The sequence below is a fragment of the Sulfitobacter mediterraneus genome (assembly GCF_003054325.1).
In the GTDB taxonomy this organism is placed as follows: domain Bacteria; phylum Pseudomonadota; class Alphaproteobacteria; order Rhodobacterales; family Rhodobacteraceae; genus Sulfitobacter; species Sulfitobacter mediterraneus.
In genome coordinates this window covers 213,629-229,748 of record NZ_QBKU01000004.1, presented here as the reverse complement: position 1 = coordinate 229,748, position 16,120 = coordinate 213,629, and the positions used below count along the sequence as shown (strand labels likewise).

General features: G+C 57.7%; 20 protein-coding genes. 11 read left to right on the top strand and 9 right to left on the bottom strand.

Going from position 1 to position 16,120, the window contains the following annotated elements:
* Positions 1–26: 26 nt before the first annotated feature.
* Positions 27–1,151, top strand: a complete 1,125-nt coding sequence (locus C8N31_RS08470; RefSeq protein ID WP_025047857.1) for a beta-ketoacyl-ACP synthase III — start codon at positions 27–29, stop codon at positions 1,149–1,151.
* Between the two features lie 20 nt (positions 1,152–1,171).
* Here the strand turns inward: C8N31_RS08470 and C8N31_RS08465 are convergent, their stop codons facing one another.
* Positions 1,172–1,630 carry a hypothetical protein gene (locus C8N31_RS08465; RefSeq protein WP_025047858.1) on the bottom strand — a complete coding sequence of 153 codons (459 nt, stop codon included), beginning with the start codon at positions 1,628–1,630 and terminating at the stop codon, positions 1,172–1,174.
* A 207-nt stretch (positions 1,631–1,837) separates the two neighbouring features.
* Between C8N31_RS08465 and C8N31_RS08460 the strand changes: the two genes are divergently transcribed.
* Both C8N31_RS08460 and C8N31_RS08455 read left to right on the top strand, forming a co-directional pair.
* On the top strand, positions 1,838–2,416 hold the full coding sequence (locus C8N31_RS08460; protein WP_025047859.1) for a thymidine kinase: 579 nt from the start codon (positions 1,838–1,840) through the stop codon (positions 2,414–2,416).
* A gap of 113 nt (positions 2,417–2,529) precedes the next feature.
* Positions 2,530–3,732, top strand: a complete 1,203-nt coding sequence (locus tag C8N31_RS08455) for a GAF domain-containing sensor histidine kinase (protein WP_037918270.1) — start codon at positions 2,530–2,532, stop codon at positions 3,730–3,732.
* Between the two features lie 42 nt (positions 3,733–3,774).
* Here the strand turns inward: C8N31_RS08455 and C8N31_RS08450 are convergent, their stop codons facing one another.
* The 5 genes from C8N31_RS08450 to C8N31_RS08430 all read right to left on the bottom strand — a co-directional run bounded on the left by C8N31_RS08450 (position 3,775) and on the right by C8N31_RS08430 (position 6,985).
* Positions 3,775–4,725, bottom strand: coding sequence for a 2-hydroxyacid dehydrogenase (locus C8N31_RS08450; RefSeq protein WP_025047860.1), 951 nt, complete (start codon positions 4,723–4,725; stop codon positions 3,775–3,777).
* Positions 4,722–5,060, bottom strand: coding sequence for a tRNA-binding protein (locus C8N31_RS08445; RefSeq protein ID WP_025047861.1), 339 nt, complete (start codon positions 5,058–5,060; stop codon positions 4,722–4,724). Before C8N31_RS08445 ends, C8N31_RS08450 begins: the two co-directional genes overlap by 4 nt.
* Entirely contained in the window at positions 5,053–5,868 is an 816-nt protein-coding gene (gene proC, locus C8N31_RS08440; RefSeq protein WP_025047862.1) for a pyrroline-5-carboxylate reductase, read from the bottom strand. Before proC ends, C8N31_RS08445 begins: the two co-directional genes overlap by 8 nt.
* 32 nt (positions 5,869–5,900) lie before the next feature.
* Entirely contained in the window at positions 5,901–6,401 is a 501-nt protein-coding gene (locus C8N31_RS08435) for a type III secretion system chaperone family protein (RefSeq protein ID WP_025047863.1), read from the bottom strand.
* A 344-nt stretch (positions 6,402–6,745) separates the two neighbouring features.
* Positions 6,746–6,985 (bottom strand): accessory factor UbiK family protein, encoded by a 240-nt coding sequence (locus C8N31_RS08430; protein WP_025047864.1) that lies wholly within the window; start codon positions 6,983–6,985, stop codon positions 6,746–6,748.
* A 96-nt stretch (positions 6,986–7,081) separates the two neighbouring features.
* Between C8N31_RS08430 and lgt the strand changes: the two genes are divergently transcribed.
* The 5 genes from lgt (at position 7,082) to C8N31_RS08405 (ending at position 11,309) form a co-directional block, all read left to right on the top strand.
* Positions 7,082–7,960: a prolipoprotein diacylglyceryl transferase gene (lgt, locus tag C8N31_RS08425; protein ID WP_025047865.1), complete on the top strand. Its 879-nt coding sequence runs from the start codon at positions 7,082–7,084 to the stop codon at positions 7,958–7,960.
* Positions 7,957–9,018, top strand: coding sequence for a class I SAM-dependent methyltransferase (locus C8N31_RS08420; protein WP_025047866.1), 1,062 nt, complete (start codon positions 7,957–7,959; stop codon positions 9,016–9,018). Before lgt ends, C8N31_RS08420 begins: the two co-directional genes overlap by 4 nt.
* Entirely contained in the window at positions 9,015–9,770 is a 756-nt protein-coding gene (gene pgeF, locus C8N31_RS08415) for a peptidoglycan editing factor PgeF (RefSeq protein WP_025047867.1), read from the top strand. The genes C8N31_RS08420 and pgeF overlap by 4 nt, the downstream gene beginning before the upstream one ends.
* Before the next feature lie 286 nt (positions 9,771–10,056).
* Positions 10,057–10,200 (top strand): hypothetical protein, encoded by a 144-nt coding sequence (locus tag C8N31_RS20340; protein ID WP_162933430.1) that lies wholly within the window; start codon positions 10,057–10,059, stop codon positions 10,198–10,200.
* Between the two features lie 308 nt (positions 10,201–10,508).
* Positions 10,509–11,309, top strand: coding sequence for a Hint domain-containing protein (locus tag C8N31_RS08405; protein ID WP_081785676.1), 801 nt, complete (start codon positions 10,509–10,511; stop codon positions 11,307–11,309).
* On the opposite strand, the gene C8N31_RS08400 is transcribed toward C8N31_RS08405, so the two are convergent.
* A complete protein-coding gene (locus C8N31_RS08400; protein WP_025047870.1) occupies positions 11,300–11,800 on the bottom strand; it encodes an Lrp/AsnC family transcriptional regulator in 501 nt (166 codons plus the stop codon). The two genes, C8N31_RS08405 and C8N31_RS08400, sit on opposite strands and share 10 nt — an antisense overlap.
* 283 nt (positions 11,801–12,083) lie before the next feature.
* Here C8N31_RS08400 and trxB point away from each other — a divergent pair, with 283 nt between their 5' ends.
* Complete coding sequence (trxB, locus tag C8N31_RS08395) at positions 12,084–13,088, top strand: thioredoxin-disulfide reductase (RefSeq protein WP_025047871.1); 1,005 nt, start codon at positions 12,084–12,086, stop codon at positions 13,086–13,088.
* A gap of 156 nt (positions 13,089–13,244) precedes the next feature.
* Entirely contained in the window at positions 13,245–14,969 is a 1,725-nt protein-coding gene (locus C8N31_RS08390) for a bifunctional sulfate adenylyltransferase/adenylylsulfate kinase (RefSeq protein ID WP_025047872.1), read from the top strand.
* Between the two features lie 73 nt (positions 14,970–15,042).
* On the opposite strand, the gene C8N31_RS08385 is transcribed toward C8N31_RS08390, so the two are convergent.
* Both C8N31_RS08385 and C8N31_RS08380 read right to left on the bottom strand, forming a co-directional pair.
* Entirely contained in the window at positions 15,043–15,264 is a 222-nt protein-coding gene (locus C8N31_RS08385; RefSeq protein WP_025047873.1) for a DUF1150 family protein, read from the bottom strand.
* Between the two features lie 4 nt (positions 15,265–15,268).
* On the bottom strand, positions 15,269–15,682 hold the full coding sequence (locus tag C8N31_RS08380; protein ID WP_025047874.1) for an Hsp20 family protein: 414 nt from the start codon (positions 15,680–15,682) through the stop codon (positions 15,269–15,271).
* 164 nt (positions 15,683–15,846) lie between these two features.
* On the opposite strand from C8N31_RS08380, the gene C8N31_RS08375 reads away from it, so the two are divergent.
* On the top strand, positions 15,847–16,071 hold the full coding sequence (locus C8N31_RS08375) for a YdcH family protein (protein WP_025047875.1): 225 nt from the start codon (positions 15,847–15,849) through the stop codon (positions 16,069–16,071).
* Positions 16,072–16,120: the final 49 nt, after the last annotated feature.

The window sequence follows — 16,120 nt, the reverse complement described above, 5'->3', positions numbered from 1 at the left end:
CTGCCCCAACGCAAGAGGGCCTTTTTATGTTCAAACCTGCCATCACCGGCACCGGTGTTTTCACCCCAGACCAGATCATCACCAATGCCGAATTGGTCGAAGCGTTCAACGCCTATGTTGATCTTTACAATGCGCAAAACGCAGAGGCGATTGCCGCCGGTGATCGGGCCGCAAAGGAACACTCTTCAGAGGAGTTTATCTTTAAGGCAAGCGGCATTGAACAGCGGTATGTGATTGATAAATCGGGCATTCTCAATCCCGAGGTGATGCATCCTCTGCTGCGCCAGCGCAGCGATGATGAACCCAGCCTGATGGCCGAGATGGCCCTAGATGCCGCAACCAAGGCACTGGCACAGGCGGGCAAAACTGCTGCCGATGTGGATGCGGTCATCTGTGCTGCCTCCAATCTGGAACGGGCCTATCCCGCCGTAGCCATCGAAATACAGGATCTGCTAGGCATCGAAGGCTTTGCCTTTGACATGAACGTGGCCTGTTCATCGGCAACATTTGGCATTCAGGCGGCGGCGGATATGGTGCGCTCCGGCTCCATCCGGTCTGCGCTGGTGGTCAATCCCGAGATTTGTTCGGCGCATCTGGAATGGCGTGACCGTGATTGCCATTTCATTTTTGGCGATGTGGCCACCGCCACATTGATTGAACGTGAAGAAGCGGCAACCGGCCCCTATTTCGAAATCAAGTCAACCCGTTGCGCCACGGACTTTTCCAACAACATCCGCAACAACAACGGCTTTTTGCGCCGCTCCCGCCCTGATGGGGTCAAGGACCGCCGCGATATGCAGTTCATGCAGAATGGCCGGAAGGTGTTCAAAGAAGTGCTGCCGCTGGTGGCCGAACATATCGCCGGACATATGGCCGAAGAGGGTGTGAATGCCAACGATCTCAAGCGATTGTGGCTGCATCAGGCTAACAAATCGATGAATGATTTTATCGGTCGCAAGGTTCTGGGCCGCTCGCCGGAACCGGGCGAGCAGCCCAATATCCTGCAAGAATACGCCAACACCTCATCGGCCGGGTCGATCATCGCCTTTTCAAAGCATTCCAGCGATATGAAAGACGGCGACACCGGGCTGATCTGTTCTTTTGGTGCGGGCTATTCTGTCGGCTCTGTTGTGGTGCAGCGGCACGGTTAACCTCAGCCGCGCCCCAGCGATCAACCGCTTTCGTCTTCGAGGTTCAGTTTCATATCCACGAGAACCTGCTGCAACAGTGTGGTTTCTTTGAGCAAACGTTTGGCCTCGTTCACCGAGATCTGTCCATCCTCGATGGACTGCTGATACTCTGCCATCAAAAGCGCGAACCGTTGGCTGAGCGCGATCACATCCGAATTCACATTGCCGGAACGTTCGGAATTGGCGCGCCGATCTTCGAAGTTCAAGGCAACGCCGCGCAGCTCGGCCAAGGCCACGGTGACATGGGGATAGCCCGCCGCCTCTTCCAACAGCGCCACGGCATCGATAGGCATAAAGCGGTCGGCGTGTTCGGGGTTGTCAGAATAATAACGCCCCAGCGTCGCCTTGGATTTGCCGGTCACTTCGCACGCGGGCTCAATGCCAACTTCTTTCACCAACGCCTCGGTGTGTTTCTTCAGATAACTGCCCATACCGGCCATTTCTCAGCCTCCCCGCCACTCGCCTGCCCGTTTCTTATTGTCGCAGAAAACCGGCCCGTTGGTAGTCCCCTTACTCAAACCACCCCGACTTGTCATTTATAAAACGGCATCTGCTTCTTTTGGCCTCAGCGGAAATTACAACCAAGGCCAGGTTTTCACCCCTCGAGCGCTTGAAGCCCGCCCGCCCGATGGCGTACCAACACGGCCATGGCAAAACTGTACTTTCACTATTCCACCATGAACGCGGGCAAATCGACGGTCCTGCTTCAGGCGGCGCATAACTATGTCGAACGGGGCATGGTGCCTTACCTTTTGACGGCGCAATTCGACAACCGCGCCGGTGAAGGGCGCATCGCATCGCGGATCGGAATTGGCGAAAAGGCCGATACCTTTGCCCCTGCCGAAGATCTCTTTGCCAAGATCGCGGATCGGATCAATGCAGGCCCCTGTGCCTGTGTATTTATCGACGAGGCCCAGTTTCTGGAGCCTGAACAGGTCTGGCAGCTGGCCCGCGCAGTGGACGATCTGCGGGTGCCAATCATGTGTTTCGGCCTGCGCGTCGATTTCCGCGGCGAGCTGTTTCCCGGATCAGCCACCCTGCTGGCGCTGAGCGATGAAATGCGCGAAGTGCGCACCATCTGCCACTGCGGGAAAAAGGCGACCATGGTTGTGCGCACAGGTGCGGATGGCGCGGTTCTGAAAGATGGCGCTCAGGTGCAGATCGGCGGGAACGAGACCTATGTGTCCTTGTGCCGCCGCCACTGGCGCGAAGCTGTCGAAGACTAAGACATCCTACCTTTCCAGCCAATTATTACCGAAGTCCTGCCCGATTTTTGACCCGATGTTCCCCTAGAACTGGCAAAAATATTGATTTGAACTCAAAACAATTGAGGCTGGATATGAGAACGCACCCAATTCCCTTCAATGAAGAAGCCCGTGTTGCAGCGGTGCAGCATGTGCCGGGTCTGACCCGCGAAAACGAAGCATTGTTTGACGCGCTGTGCGATGCAACGGCCAAGCTGTTTGGTTGTCCGATTGCGCATATCTCTGTCGTTGAACAGGATACGCAATGGTACAAATCGGTGGTCGGCATCGAGCTGGGCGAGATGCCAAAGAACCAATCGTTCTGCACCCATACCATCATGACCGAACAACCGATGATCATCCCTGATCTCAGCAAAGACCCCAAGTTTGCCGATCACCCCATGGTGGCCGAGGGCGGCCCGCAGGCCCGTTTCTATGCCGGTGTACCGTTGATTTTGTCGTCCGGCTATCGCTTTGGCAGCCTGTGCGCATTGGATCTGGTCCCGCATGACGCACCAAGCGAACGCGATATGGCTGTGCTCAAGGATATGGGCCGCGCTATTGTGGCCGCCTTGGAAAAAGCCCCCGCAGAACCAGCCGCGGTGCCCAGCGATCAAGGCCAATCGGCCTTTCTCACCCTTGTGGGGCATGAGTTGCGCACACCGCTGACCATTGTCCATGGCGCCATGCGCATTCTGGAATCGCGGCTCGATGATCAGGTCAGCAAAAAACTGGCCAACAGTTCAATCAAATCCAGCGAACATCTATCCACACTGATCGATTCCATTCTGAAGTTCAGCAACATCAATACGGGTGAATTGCAGCTGAACGAACAATCCACAAATATGGCTAAGCTACTGGATGACGTGCAGCAAAACCATCAATTCAGCGTGGCCGAAGTTGGCAAGACCATCACCACGCCGACATCCGACATGCACGGCGAAATCCTCGTAGATCAGGAACATATCAAGATTTGCCTGACATCCCTGATGCTCAATTCCGTCCTGCATGGCGGCGACGAAATTGCGATCTCTTGCGGCCATGATCCGGCCGGAAATGTCGAGATTTGCGTCTCCGATAACGGTAGCATCGATGACCATGTCGAACTGGCCGAACTTTACAAACCCTTCATCGTGGGCGGCGATGTTGAAAAACGCGGCACAGGCGGCGGGCTTGGCCTTGGCCTGCCACTGACCCGCAAACTGGTCGAATTGCACGGCGGCGAATTCGAGGTCCGTGCCGAACCCACGCAGACCGTGGCCATCATTCGCCTGCCCAAATGGCGGACCGTCAACTAGGATCAACTGGCGCTGCACCGACCATCCTATGCAGCGCCGCCCCTAAACCACGTTCGGCGGCGTCTTTCCGGCCAGAAATGCCTGAATGTTATCCACCGCCATCAACCCCATCTCAATCCGCACCTCAAGCGCCGAGGTACCCAGATGCGGCAGAAGCACAACATTGTCCAACGCCCGCAGTGCCGCTGGCACCTTTGGCTCAAACTCATAAACATCCAAACCGGCACCGCCGATACGCCGGTCTTGCAAGGCCGCGATCAACGCCGCCTCCTCAACGACATCGCCCCGCGAAATGTTGATCAGATGCCCATGGGGCCGCATCGCATCCAGCACAGGTCCGTCAATCAGATGATAGGTCTGCGCACTGCCCGGCACGGCGGCCACAAGGATATCAACCTGCCCCGCCATCTGTTTGAGATCGGAATACTGCTGCGCCGGATAGGCCAGTGTTTTTTCGCTGCGGCTGAAATAGGCCACATCCATGCCAAACCCATAATGACAGCGCCGCGCAATCGCCTGTCCGATCCGGCCCATACCCACGATCCCAACCGTCTTGCCCGTCAGATGCAGGCCCAGCATTTGCGTAGGATGCCACCCCGGCCAAGTGCCGGATCGCACAAACCGCTCCCCCTCGCCAGCCCGCCGCGCGGACATCAGCATCAGCGTCATCGCGATATCTGCAGTGGCATCGGTCACAGCACCGGGCGTGTTGGTCACGGTGATCCCCGCCGCCTTGGCCGCGGCTGCATCAATGTGGTTATATCCAACCCCAAAGTTCGCCAAAATCCGGCAACGCGGAGCAGGCACATCTGCAAAGACCTCGGCCGAGAATGCATCGCCCAAGGTCGGCAAAACCGCGTCATGCTCGGATAATGCGGCCCGCAATTCTGTGGCCGTCAGGGGCAATGTCTCGCTCCGGACTGTCAGATCAACACCGCCCAACTGCGATGTAACAGCCTCCGGCAAAGGCCGCGTTATCAACACCTTGGTCAATGCATCCGCCCTCCGTTCGGCACATCCTGGCCCGGCTGCAACAGCACAATCGCCCCCTCCGCATCAGGCGTTCCCAGGACCAGAACCTCAGACATAAATGGCCCGATTTGCCGGGGCGGGAAGTTCACCACGCCCATCACCTGCCGCCCGACCAATGTCTCTGGCGTGTAATGCACGGTGATCTGCGCCGATGTTTTGCGCTCACCGATCTCCGGCCCAAAATCGATCCACATCTTGATCGCAGGCTTGCGGGCCTCCGGAAAGGGTTCGGCTCGCGTCACGGTGCCCACCCGAATATCGACTTTCATAAAGTCTTCAAACGATATCTCAGCCACTTGCCAGTTCCTTTGATCTGTCCGTTGCCGCCTTCACCGCCCGCCGCAGCAAGGCAGGAAAACCGTCAGTTTCATCCATCAACACCTCAAGCGCGGCCTGCGTGGTGCCATTCGGGCTGGTCACATTAACCCGCAACTGCGTTGGGCTTTCCTCTGCCGCCATCGCCAAGGCCCCTGCCCCGGCCACGGTTGCCTTGGCCAGCTGCATCGATAGATCGGCTGGCAACCCCTGCGCCTCACCCGCCGCCGCCATGGTCTCTATCATATGGAACACGTAAGCCGGGCCAGATCCGCTGACCCCGGTGACCGCATCAATTTGTGCCTCATGCGACAGCCGGACAACCGCGCCCACCGCAGACAACAGTGCCTCTGCCTCATCCAGACCCGCGGCCCCGGCGGCATCATTGGCCACGATCGCCGTGATCCCCTGCGAGATCGCAGCGGGTGTATTGGGCATTGCCCGCACAACAGGCGTTCCTGCGCCAAGCACCTCTTCGAAATAGGATATCGTGGTCCCCGCCGCGACGCTGACAAAAACCGTCTCGCCCTTGCCCATCATCTGCAAGGTGGGCAATGCCTCCGCCATCATCTGCGGTTTGACCGCCACCAGCACCACCGCCGGCGCCTCTGGCAAAGGTTGGTTCAGATGCACGCCTTGCGCCTGCAACCATTCAGATGGATAGGGATCCTTGACCCAGACCGAAGTCGCCGGCAATCCGCGCGCCAGCCATCCGGCCAACATCGCTGATCCCATCTTGCCACATCCCAGCAACACAAGGCCGCCCGATGCAATTCGGCTGTCTTTCATAAAATTTCCCCCGGTTGTTCCGGGGCAAAGTGTTACGCCCGCCCGTAGGCCTCTGCAATGGCAACCTGAATGGCCTCTTCCGGCGTCCGGTCCCCCCAGACCAAAAGCTGCAAGGCAGGATAATAGCGCTCTGCGCTCATCACAGCTGCACCAATCATCGTGTCGATCTGCTCAGCCGAGGCAACATTGCCGCCCGCCAGCACCAGACCATAGCGATAGACCATCAACTGCTGCTCAGCCCAATAGGTAAAGGCACCGGCCCAACATTGATCGTTCACATTGTTGAGAAGCTCATAAAGCTTGGGCAGTTTTTCGGCGGGCGGCTCCATCTCAAACGTACAGATCAGGCGCAACGTCTCATCATAGGGTGACCAGGCAAGCGTGATGGAATAGGTGCGCCACTGCCCCTCCACAGCCATCGCAATCTGGTCATCCGCAATGCGGTCAAAATCCCACTCATGATGAGCCGCCAAATGCTCAACAATATCAATGGGGTGAATATCTTCTTCAAGGTACTGCTCGGACAGGGCCATTTCGCCACCTCTTTTTTTATCCCAATCCAGAGGCAAATCTGCCACCAAACTTGGATGCCTGCACTAAAAGGCGTGGGGCGACCCAGCGCCTATACCAGATATGGTGCGGGCAGCAGGCGCATCTGGCAACCCCTTTTCTGGGGATAACCACAAATCGTGGGGGATAACTCCAATATCTTGTGTGTAAGTCGGCCCGCACACCAAAATAACGCGGTGCTTCTCTTCATTTGGCAAGAAAAACTCAAGAACAACAAAACACCCGGACGCCGCGCGGGCGGTCCGGGTGATCATTCTCAACCTGCAATAAATCAAAATGGCGCGGCAGCGCCGCCTTTGGAATGCGCCTACTTGGCCTCAAGCGCGTCGAGCCGTGCCTTGAGCGCCTCGTTCTCTTCGCGCGCTTTCTGGGCCATCGCCCGCACCGCGTCGAACTCTTCGCGGGTGACAAAATCGCGATCCGCCAGCCAACGGTCCATCATACCTTTCATGGCGGTTTCGGCTTCGTCTTTCGCGCCCTGCGCCACGCCCATGGCGTTGGTCATCATCTGGCTGATATCGTCAAAAATCTTGTTACGGGTTTGCATGTCTGGCCTCCGGCGCGTTGTGTTAATCTCTATATGGGGCCTCGGCCCGTCGCTCGCAAGGTTGACTTCCCCAGCGCGGCACGCTCAATCAGCGCCATGACCGCATTGATCCCCTTTCCCGATATCGCCCCCGAGATTTTTTCTGTCTCTTTGTTTGGCATGACCTTTGCCCTGCGCTGGTATGCGATGGCCTATATCGTCGGCATTCTGCTGGGATGGCGGATAGTGCTCCGCACTGTACGAAACACCAGCCTTTGGCGCAAAGACACCCCGCCGATGACCCCGCAACAGGTCGAGGATATGTTGTTCTGGGTCATACTTGGGGTCATTCTGGGCGGCCGGCTGGGCTATGTCATGTTTTACCAGCCCGCACATTACCTCGCCAATCCCGGCCAGATCCTTCAGGTTTGGCAGGGCGGCATGTCCTTTCATGGCGGCGCTCTCGGCGTGATCATCGCGGGCTTTGCCTATACTCAGCGCCACGCCATCCCGAAGCTGGCCACCGCCGACATGATCTGCCTTGGCCTTGCCCCCGGCCTGTTGCTTGGCCGCATTGCGAACTTCATCAACGCCGAGCTTTGGGGGCGCCCCACCGATTTGCCATGGGGTGTCGCCTTCCCAACCGAGGCTGCACAGTTTTGCCCGGAGGTGCTAGGTATCTGCGCCCGCCATCCCTCGCAGCTTTATGAGGCGCTGCTCGAAGGGCTGATCCTTGGTGGTCTGATCCTCTGGCTCGCATGGCGGCGCGGGGCGCTGAAACGCAGCGGCGTGATTTGCGGGACATTCCTTGCCGGTTACGGCGCGGCGCGGTTTGCCGTCGAATTTGTCCGCCAGCCTGACGCGCAGTTTGTCTCCGATGGCAATCCGCTGGGCCTTGCATGGCAATTGGGCGAGTTTGGCCTGACCATGGGCCAGATCCTGAGCCTGCCGATGATTGCCGTTGGCCTGTTCCTGATCCTTCGCGCCCGCCCATGACCCTCAAGGACCACATCATCGCCCGGATCACAGCCGAAGGCCCGATGCGACTGGACGATTACATGTCTACCTGCCTTCTGCATCCAACGCTTGGCTATTACACGAGCCAAACGCCGTTTGGACAGCAGGGCGATTTTGTCACCGCGCCAGACATCAGCCAGATGTTTGGCGAATTGATTGGCCTTGCGCTGGCACAGGCATGGTTGGATCAAGGGGCGCCAAAGCCGTTCACTCTGGCCGAGCTTGGACCGGGGCGCGGCACATTGATGGCCGACCTGCTGCGAGCGGCAAATCAGGTACCGGGTTTTCTGGATGCCGCAGAGATCATCTTGATCGAGGCCTCTCCCGCCCTGCGGGATGTGCAGCGCGAAACTCTGAGCCAGCATCCTGTACGCTGGCTGGACACGGCGTTTGATCTGCCGGATCAGCCCCTGTTCCTTATAGCCAACGAGTTTTTTGACGCGCTGCCGATCCGGCAGTTCCAGCGGGCCGGGCCAAACTGGCGCGAGCGTAGCATCGGTGTGGAAGGTGCAGCACTAACCATGGGCCTGAGCCCGGCTCAATCGCGTCCGGAGCTGAACTTCCGGCTGGAAGATACCAAAGACGGTGATCTGATTGAGACCTGCACCTTGGCCAGAACAACCACCGCGCAGATCGCCAAACGTATCGACGCATATGGCGGTGTCGCCCTGATCGTCGACTATGGCGATTGGCGCAGCTTGGGCGATACGCTGCAAGCTGTGCAAGGCCACAAAACCACCGATCCATTGGCCGAACCGGGGCGGGCTGACCTGACCGCCCATGTCGATTTCGAAGCACTGGCCATGGCCGCAACCGATTGTGCCTATAGCCGCGTCACCGCCCAAGGGGTGTTTTTGGAACGTCTTGGCATCACCCAAAGGGCGCAGCAACTGGCCAGTGCGCTCAGCGGATCGGCACTCGAAAACCATATTGCCGCACATCGCCGGTTGACGCATCCCGCAGAAATGGGAAACCTGTTCAAAGTGATGGCGCTCTTTCCCAAGGGCGGCACGCCGCCTCCGGGATTGGATCCATGACACTAGAGATTCTGACAACTGACAGCCTTGCCCCCCTGCGCCACGGGTTCTTTACCCGCAAGGGCGGCGCGTCGTCGGGTGTGTTTGCCGGGCTGAACTGCGGCCATGGCAGCTCTGATCAATCCGAGATCGTGAAGATCAACCGCACCCGCGTCGCAGAGGCGATGGGCGTGGCACCGGACTGCCTGCTGGGGGTGCATCAGGTGCATTCTGCCGATGTTGTCACCGCCACCGGCGCAACCGAGGACAAGCCGCGGGCCGATGCCTTGGTCACCAATATGCCCGGCCTTGCGCTGTCGATCCTGACCGCCGATTGCCAGCCGGTTCTGTTTGCCGACCCAGATGCAGGCGTTATTGGCGCGGCGCACGCGGGCTGGCGCGGGGCGCTTGACGGCGTTTTGCAGGCGACCGTGGACGCGATGGTGAACTTGGGCGCCACAGCCGGCAACATCACAGCCGTCATCGGTCCCTCCATCAGCCAACGCGCCTATGAGGTTGGTCCTGAATTCTTTGAGGATTTTCTGGCCGAAGATCCCGACTATGCCCGCTATTTCGCCCAAGGTGAGGCAGACCGGATGCAGTTTGATCTGCCCGGATTTGGCTTGAACCGCCTGCGGGCAGCGGGCGTCGGCCATGCCGAATGGACACGGCACTGTACGTATAGTGATCCCGACCGGTTTTATTCCTACCGGCGCACCACCCACGCAAAAGAAGCGGACTATGGGCGCCTGATTGCCTGCATCACCCTTTGATCTTGGCAGGATTGGGGCAAAACCTGCCCCAGACCTGCCTAAATGCGCGACCCCAATCTGGAAACAATGCGCGATTTTCCATCTGATTGGTGACCGCAGGGCCGCCTAGCCCATAAAAACAAGGGCACCCGGCAATTGGGGCAAGCTGACCATAAAGCGACATAAACTGCGCCTAAGTTTTCTCAACTTTTTCTCAAATTGCCAAAAACCGGCCCGATTGACCCGCCATATTCATCCTCAAGCAAGGGCAAACGCCCAGACCAGAATGCACAAGAGGACCAGAGCCATGAAAACCAACAAACGCTTCATCAAAGGTGTCGTCGAAGCCGCAGCCAAGAACGATACAGTGATGCCCTGGGCCCGTGGCGCACGCCGCGCTGCATTCATCGCCAAGCGCAACGCGGCAGAGCCGCAGCGCAAGAGCGCATAACCAAAGAAACCTCCCTCCCGGTTAACGGGATTTGAACGTTCCCTCGTTCAGAACGCCCCGCATGTGTTGATTCGCATGCGGGGCGTTTTTGTTTTCAAATGTGGCAAATCCATCCGCAATTAAGGAAACAGTAAGGCAAACCCCCTCAGAATTGGGAAAGAAAAAGGCGTCAATGTCCGCCGTTTTTTGACAGTCATGGGCTTGGGCTGCGATTTTCGCTGCAATGAAGACATGAAATGACACCTGTTATTTCCGTGGTTGTCGGTGGGGGCCGGCACGGATGTGACAAACCTGAGAAAGGTTATCGCATGACACTGAACGCATACCGCACCACTGGTGCGACATCCGCAGGACTGTCACAGCCGGGCTTTGCCCAATATCCACCGGCACAGCGTGGCGGGCGTGGCACATCGTCTGTGCCCATGCGCAGTTTTGAAATTGCTGCCCTGCGCAAGGACGGATCGCTGTTCATCGGACAAGACCGGGCACCTGCCCTGTCATTGTTCGAATCCGCGTTCTCCGCCTTTGCCCGCGGCACTGTTATCCAAACCGAAAGCGGCGGCATCGCAGTGGAAGATCTGCAACCGGGCGACATGGTCAACACCTCGTCGGGCGAACCTGCAAAGGTGATCTGGATCGGTTCCAGCAGTTTTGTGCCTGCCGATGCCGGACGCCGGATGCCATTGCTGCGGATCATGGCAGATAGTTTTGGTCCGGCACGTCCCTCGTCATTCCTGACCGTTGGACCTGGCGCGCGTATCCTCAAGACCCCGCATCATCTGCGCGGTGAAGCTGGCGAAACCAAACTGCTGACCCCGGTGCGGGAATTTGTCGATGGTGTGAATGTGATCGAAGTGGTGCCGCCAACCCCGGTGCGCCTGTTCCACATATGCCTGTCGCGCCATGCGGCGATCAATGCAGGCGGGCTGGAGATGGAGACATTTCACCCCGGCGCCCAAGCGATGCGGGCAACTTCATCTTCGTTGCGGGACCGGTTCTTGGAAATGTTCCCACAGATCGACACATTGTCGGATTTTGGACCATTGGCACATCCCCGCGCACCCGAAATCGGCGCAGAGGCCGAAACAATTTTTGCGCTTCAGGCCTGAGTTTCGAGCCGCTGTTCCAACACATCAAAGGGAACGCCGGGTTCATCCTTGGCGCCACGGATCACCAGACTGGTTTTTACGCTGGCCACATTGGGCGTGGTCAGCAAATCACCGGTCAGAAAGCTTTGAAAGCTTGAGAGGTCCGGCGCGACGCATTTGAGGATAAAATCCACCTCACCGTTCAGCATGTGACACTCGCGCACCAGCGGCCATTCCCGGCATTTTGCTTCGAAGGCGCTCAAATCGACCTCGGCCTGACTGGCCAGCCCCACCATCGCAAACACCTGCACCTCAAAACCCAGCTCGCGGGCGTCGACCTCGGCATGGTATCCTTTGATATATCCCTGTTCCTCAAGGGTCCGCACCCGGCGCAGACAAGGCGGCGCGGAAATGCCAACCCGTTTGGCCAATTCAACGTTGGTCATACGACCGTCCGCCTGCAATTCAGCCAGAATTTTCCGATCAATCGGATCAAGCCGTGTGCCTGCCATGTTTGCCCCTTTCAAGATTGCGATTCTTATAGCAGCGCCAGTGGCGCACGCAATAATGTTTCGCATCCACGCAAGATTCTTTCTGCGATGTTCAATTGCCCTCAAAGCGCACCAAAGAACGGTCATTGACCTCAGGCGCTAACAGCTTGGGTTTGCGGCTGATAATCGGATTTCCAAAGCAGGTAAAGCCGCCTTGCCCTCACCTCCGAGTTTATCAGGGGTTTAAGCAGACCGCCGCCATGGCTATATCGATCAAGCTACAATTGATCTTCGGGGGTGCCATATGGCCGAGACACGCAAAACAAAGGTTCTGATCATCGGCTCAGGTCCGGCGGGATATACCGCAGGCGTTTACGCCAGCCGCGCCATGCTGGAACCTATTTTGGTGCAGGGCATCGAGCCCGGCGGCCAGTTGACCACAACAACCGAGGTCGAAAACTGGCCCGGAGATTCCGAGGTGCAAGGCCCGGACCTGATGATCCGTATGCAAGAACACGCCAAAGCCATGGGCACCGAAATCATCGGCGACATCATCACCGATCTGGATCTGTCGAGCCGCCCTTTCCACGCCAAGGGCGACAGTGGCACCACCTATGTGGCCGACGCTGTGATCCTTGCCACTGGCGCCCGCGCCAAATGGCTGGGCCTTGAAACCGAGGAAAAATTCAAGGGCTTTGGCGTCTCTGCCTGCGCGACCTGTGACGGATTTTTCTATCGCGGTCAGGAAATCGTGGTCATTGGCGGCGGCAACACCGCCGTGGAAGAGGCATTGTTCCTCACGAACTTTGCCTCCAAGGTCACCCTCATCCACCGCCGCGACGAGTTGCGGGCGGAGAAGATCCTGATCAACCGCTTGATGAAAAACCCCAAGATTGAGCCGCTTTGGTTCCATGAGCTGGAAGAGGTTTACGGTACCGACAATCCGCTGGGGGTTGAAGGGGTGAAGGTCAAACACACCAAAACCGGCGAGATCACGGACATTCCGGCCAAAGGCGTGTTTGTCGCCATCGGCCACGCACCCGCCAACGAATTGGTCAAAGACACGCTGGAGACCCATATGGGCGGCTATGTCGTGACCAAGCCTGACAGTACCGAAACCTCGATCCCCGGCGTATTTGCCGCGGGCGATCTGACGGACCACAAATACCGTCAGGCCGTAACCAGCGCGGGCATGGGATGTATGGCCGCGCTTGAAGCAGAGCGCTTTCTGGCCGAGGTCGGTGACGACGAAGGCAAAGATACCTCCCTGCCGCTGGGCCACGGCGCAGAAGTAAAAGAGGGCGTTTAACGCTGATTTAGACGGTTTGGCGTGGTTTTTGCGCCAAACCGCGAACTTTTTCCTTTTTGAAAGCTGTTTTTTCGAGCTTTGCTAGACATTTGTCTTATTGAGGGGGCATACCGCGCGGGAAAGTCGCGCTGCGACCTGAGGCAAAACGAGAAAACCATGACAATGTTGAGCAATCTGGCCCCGATACCGGAGCTTTTTGTATCCTACGATTCCGCGCAAAAGATGAAACTTGAGGCGGCGGAACTGACCAGCCACGATCTGTCTCCGCGTCAGATCTGTGATTTGGAACTGTTGATGAACGGCGGATTCAATCCGCTCAAGGGGTTCCTGTCCGAAGAAGACTACAACGGTGTTGTTGAGAACATGCGGCTGGCCGATGGCAGCCTCTGGCCGATGCCGATCACGCTGGATGTCTCTGAGGAATTCGCCGCCTCGATCGAAGTGGGGCAAGACATCGCGCTGCGCGACCAAGAGGGCGTGATCCTTGGCACGATGACAGTGACCGACCGCTGGACACCCGACAAATCGCGTGAGGCGGAAAAGGTTTTCGGCGCGGATGACGACACCCATCCAGCCGTGAACTATCTTCATAATCAATCGGGTAGCGTATATCTCGGCGGTCCGGTTACGGGCATCCAACAACCTGTCCACTATGATTTCCGCGCTCGCCGCGACACACCAAACGAATTGCGCGCCTATTTCCGCAAGCTGGGCTGGCGCAAGATTGTGGCCTTCCAAACCCGCAACCCCTTGCACCGTGCGCATCAGGAACTGACCTTCCGGGCCGCCCGCGAAGCACAGGCGAACCTGCTGATCCATCCAGTGGTGGGCATGACCAAACCCGGCGATGTGGATCACTTTACCCGCGTGCGCTGCTATGAGGCCGTGCTCGACAAATATCCCGCCGCCACCACCAACATGTCTTTGCTAAACCTCGCCATGCGCATGGCCGGCCCGCGCGAGGCCGTTTGGCATGGGTTGATCCGCAAGAACCACGGCTGCACCCATTTCATCGTTGGCCGCGATCATGCGGGCCCCGGCAAGAACGCGCAGGGTGACGATTTCTACGGCCCCTATGATGCGCAGGATCTGTTCCGCGAACATCAAGAGGAAATGGGCATCGAAATGGTCGATTTTAAGCACATGGTATATGTGCAGGAACGCGCCCAATACGAACCCGCTGATGAGATCTTGGACAAGGACGACGTAACGATCCTGAACATCTCGGGCACCGAATTGCGCCGCCGCTTGCAAGAGGGCCTTGAGATCCCAGAATGGTTCTCGTTCCCAGAGGTCGTCAAAGAGCTACGCCGCACCCGCCCGCCGCGCAGCCAGCAAGGCTTTACCGTGTTTTTCACCGGCTTCTCCGGCTCTGGCAAATCTACGGTTGCCAACGCCTTGATGGTCAAATTGATGGAAATGGGTGGCCGCCCTGTGACCCTTCTTGACGGTGACATCGTGCGCAAAAATCTCAGCTCTGAACTGGGCTTTAGCAAGGAACACCGCGATCTGAACATCCGCCGTATTGGTTATGTCGCCTCTGAGATTACCAAAAATGGCGGCATTGCCATCTGTGCGCCCATCGCGCCCTATGCCACCACACGCCGCGCCGTGCGCGAAGACGTCGAAAACTTTGGTGCCTTTGTCGAGGTCCATGTCGCGACGTCGATTGAGGAATGTGAACGCCGCGATCGCAAAGGCCTGTACAAGTTGGCCCGCGAAGGGAAGATCAAGGAATTCACAGGTATCTCAGACCCCTACGATGTTCCAACAAACCCCGAGTTGAGCCTTGAGACCGAAAATGTTGAGGTCGACAACTGCGCCCATCAGGTGCTGCTCAAATTGGAAAGCATGGGTTTGATCAACGCAATGAGCCTTTGATCGCCACACAAGCTACAAAAAAGGCCGCAGTGGAAACTGCGGCCTTTTGCGTTTCTGAGGTTCGATCAACCGGTCAATGCACCATCACCGGCGCATAGTCGTGTTCGCGGGCCAGATGAAAGGCCAGCTTGCGATTGCCCACCAGCGCGAGCTGCTGCCCTTCGGCGTCATGCACCGCATAAAGCTGTTCGAGACCTTCGGCCTGTGCGCGGACCTCACGCGGTAGATCCGTCACCGCAATTGTTTTCACATAAACGGTCCGGTCCTTGGATGTCTGGGCGTTGATATTTTCCACTTGGCTACCCTTTCTTAATCGCGATTGTCTGTACAACTGTCTCTGGTTTGGCGCGGGTCAAGTCCACATGCAGCAAACCGTTCTCCATCAGCGCCTCTCCAACCTCGACCCCGTCTGCCAGAACAAACGAGCGTTGGAACTGCCGCGCCGCAATACCGCGATGCAGGAACACACGCCCCGCGGAATCGTCGGTCTGGCGGCCACGGATCACCAACTGGCGGTCCTCAACGGTGATCGACAGATCTTCATCGGCAAACCCGGCCACGGCCAATGTGATGCGATAGCTAAAATCAGATGTCTGTTCGATGTTGAACGGGGGATACCCTTCGTTGCCACCTTTGGCCGTGCGTTCCAGCACCCGTTCCAGCTGTTCAAACCCCAACATATGGGGATAAGAGCCAAGCGTCATTTTTGTCATGCGACACGTCCTTACGATCTCAAGCGACAGTCAAATATCAGGCCCCTGATGCGGCAACCCGGTAAAAAGAATATGGGGGCGCATTTGGCGCGGTGCAAGGGCTATGCGCGATCATGGCTAACCCCTATATTCAACGGACCGATGCCAAACGGAATCACCTGCCCATGACCGACCCCCAAGATCTGTCGATGAAAAACGACGATGTGCTGCGTGTGGAACTGGAAGTGTTCCGCCGCGAGCACCGTGATCTCGACGAGGCCATTCATGCGCTTGTGGATCGAAAAACCGGCGATCAACTGACCCTTCAGCGGCTGAAAAAGCGCAAACTGCGGCTCAAGGATCTGATTGCCCAGATCGAAGACCGCCTGACCCCTGATATCATTGCCTAAAGCGCCGGTGTTGCATTGCCACGGCGGGCCGCTTGGCTATAGTGCCGCT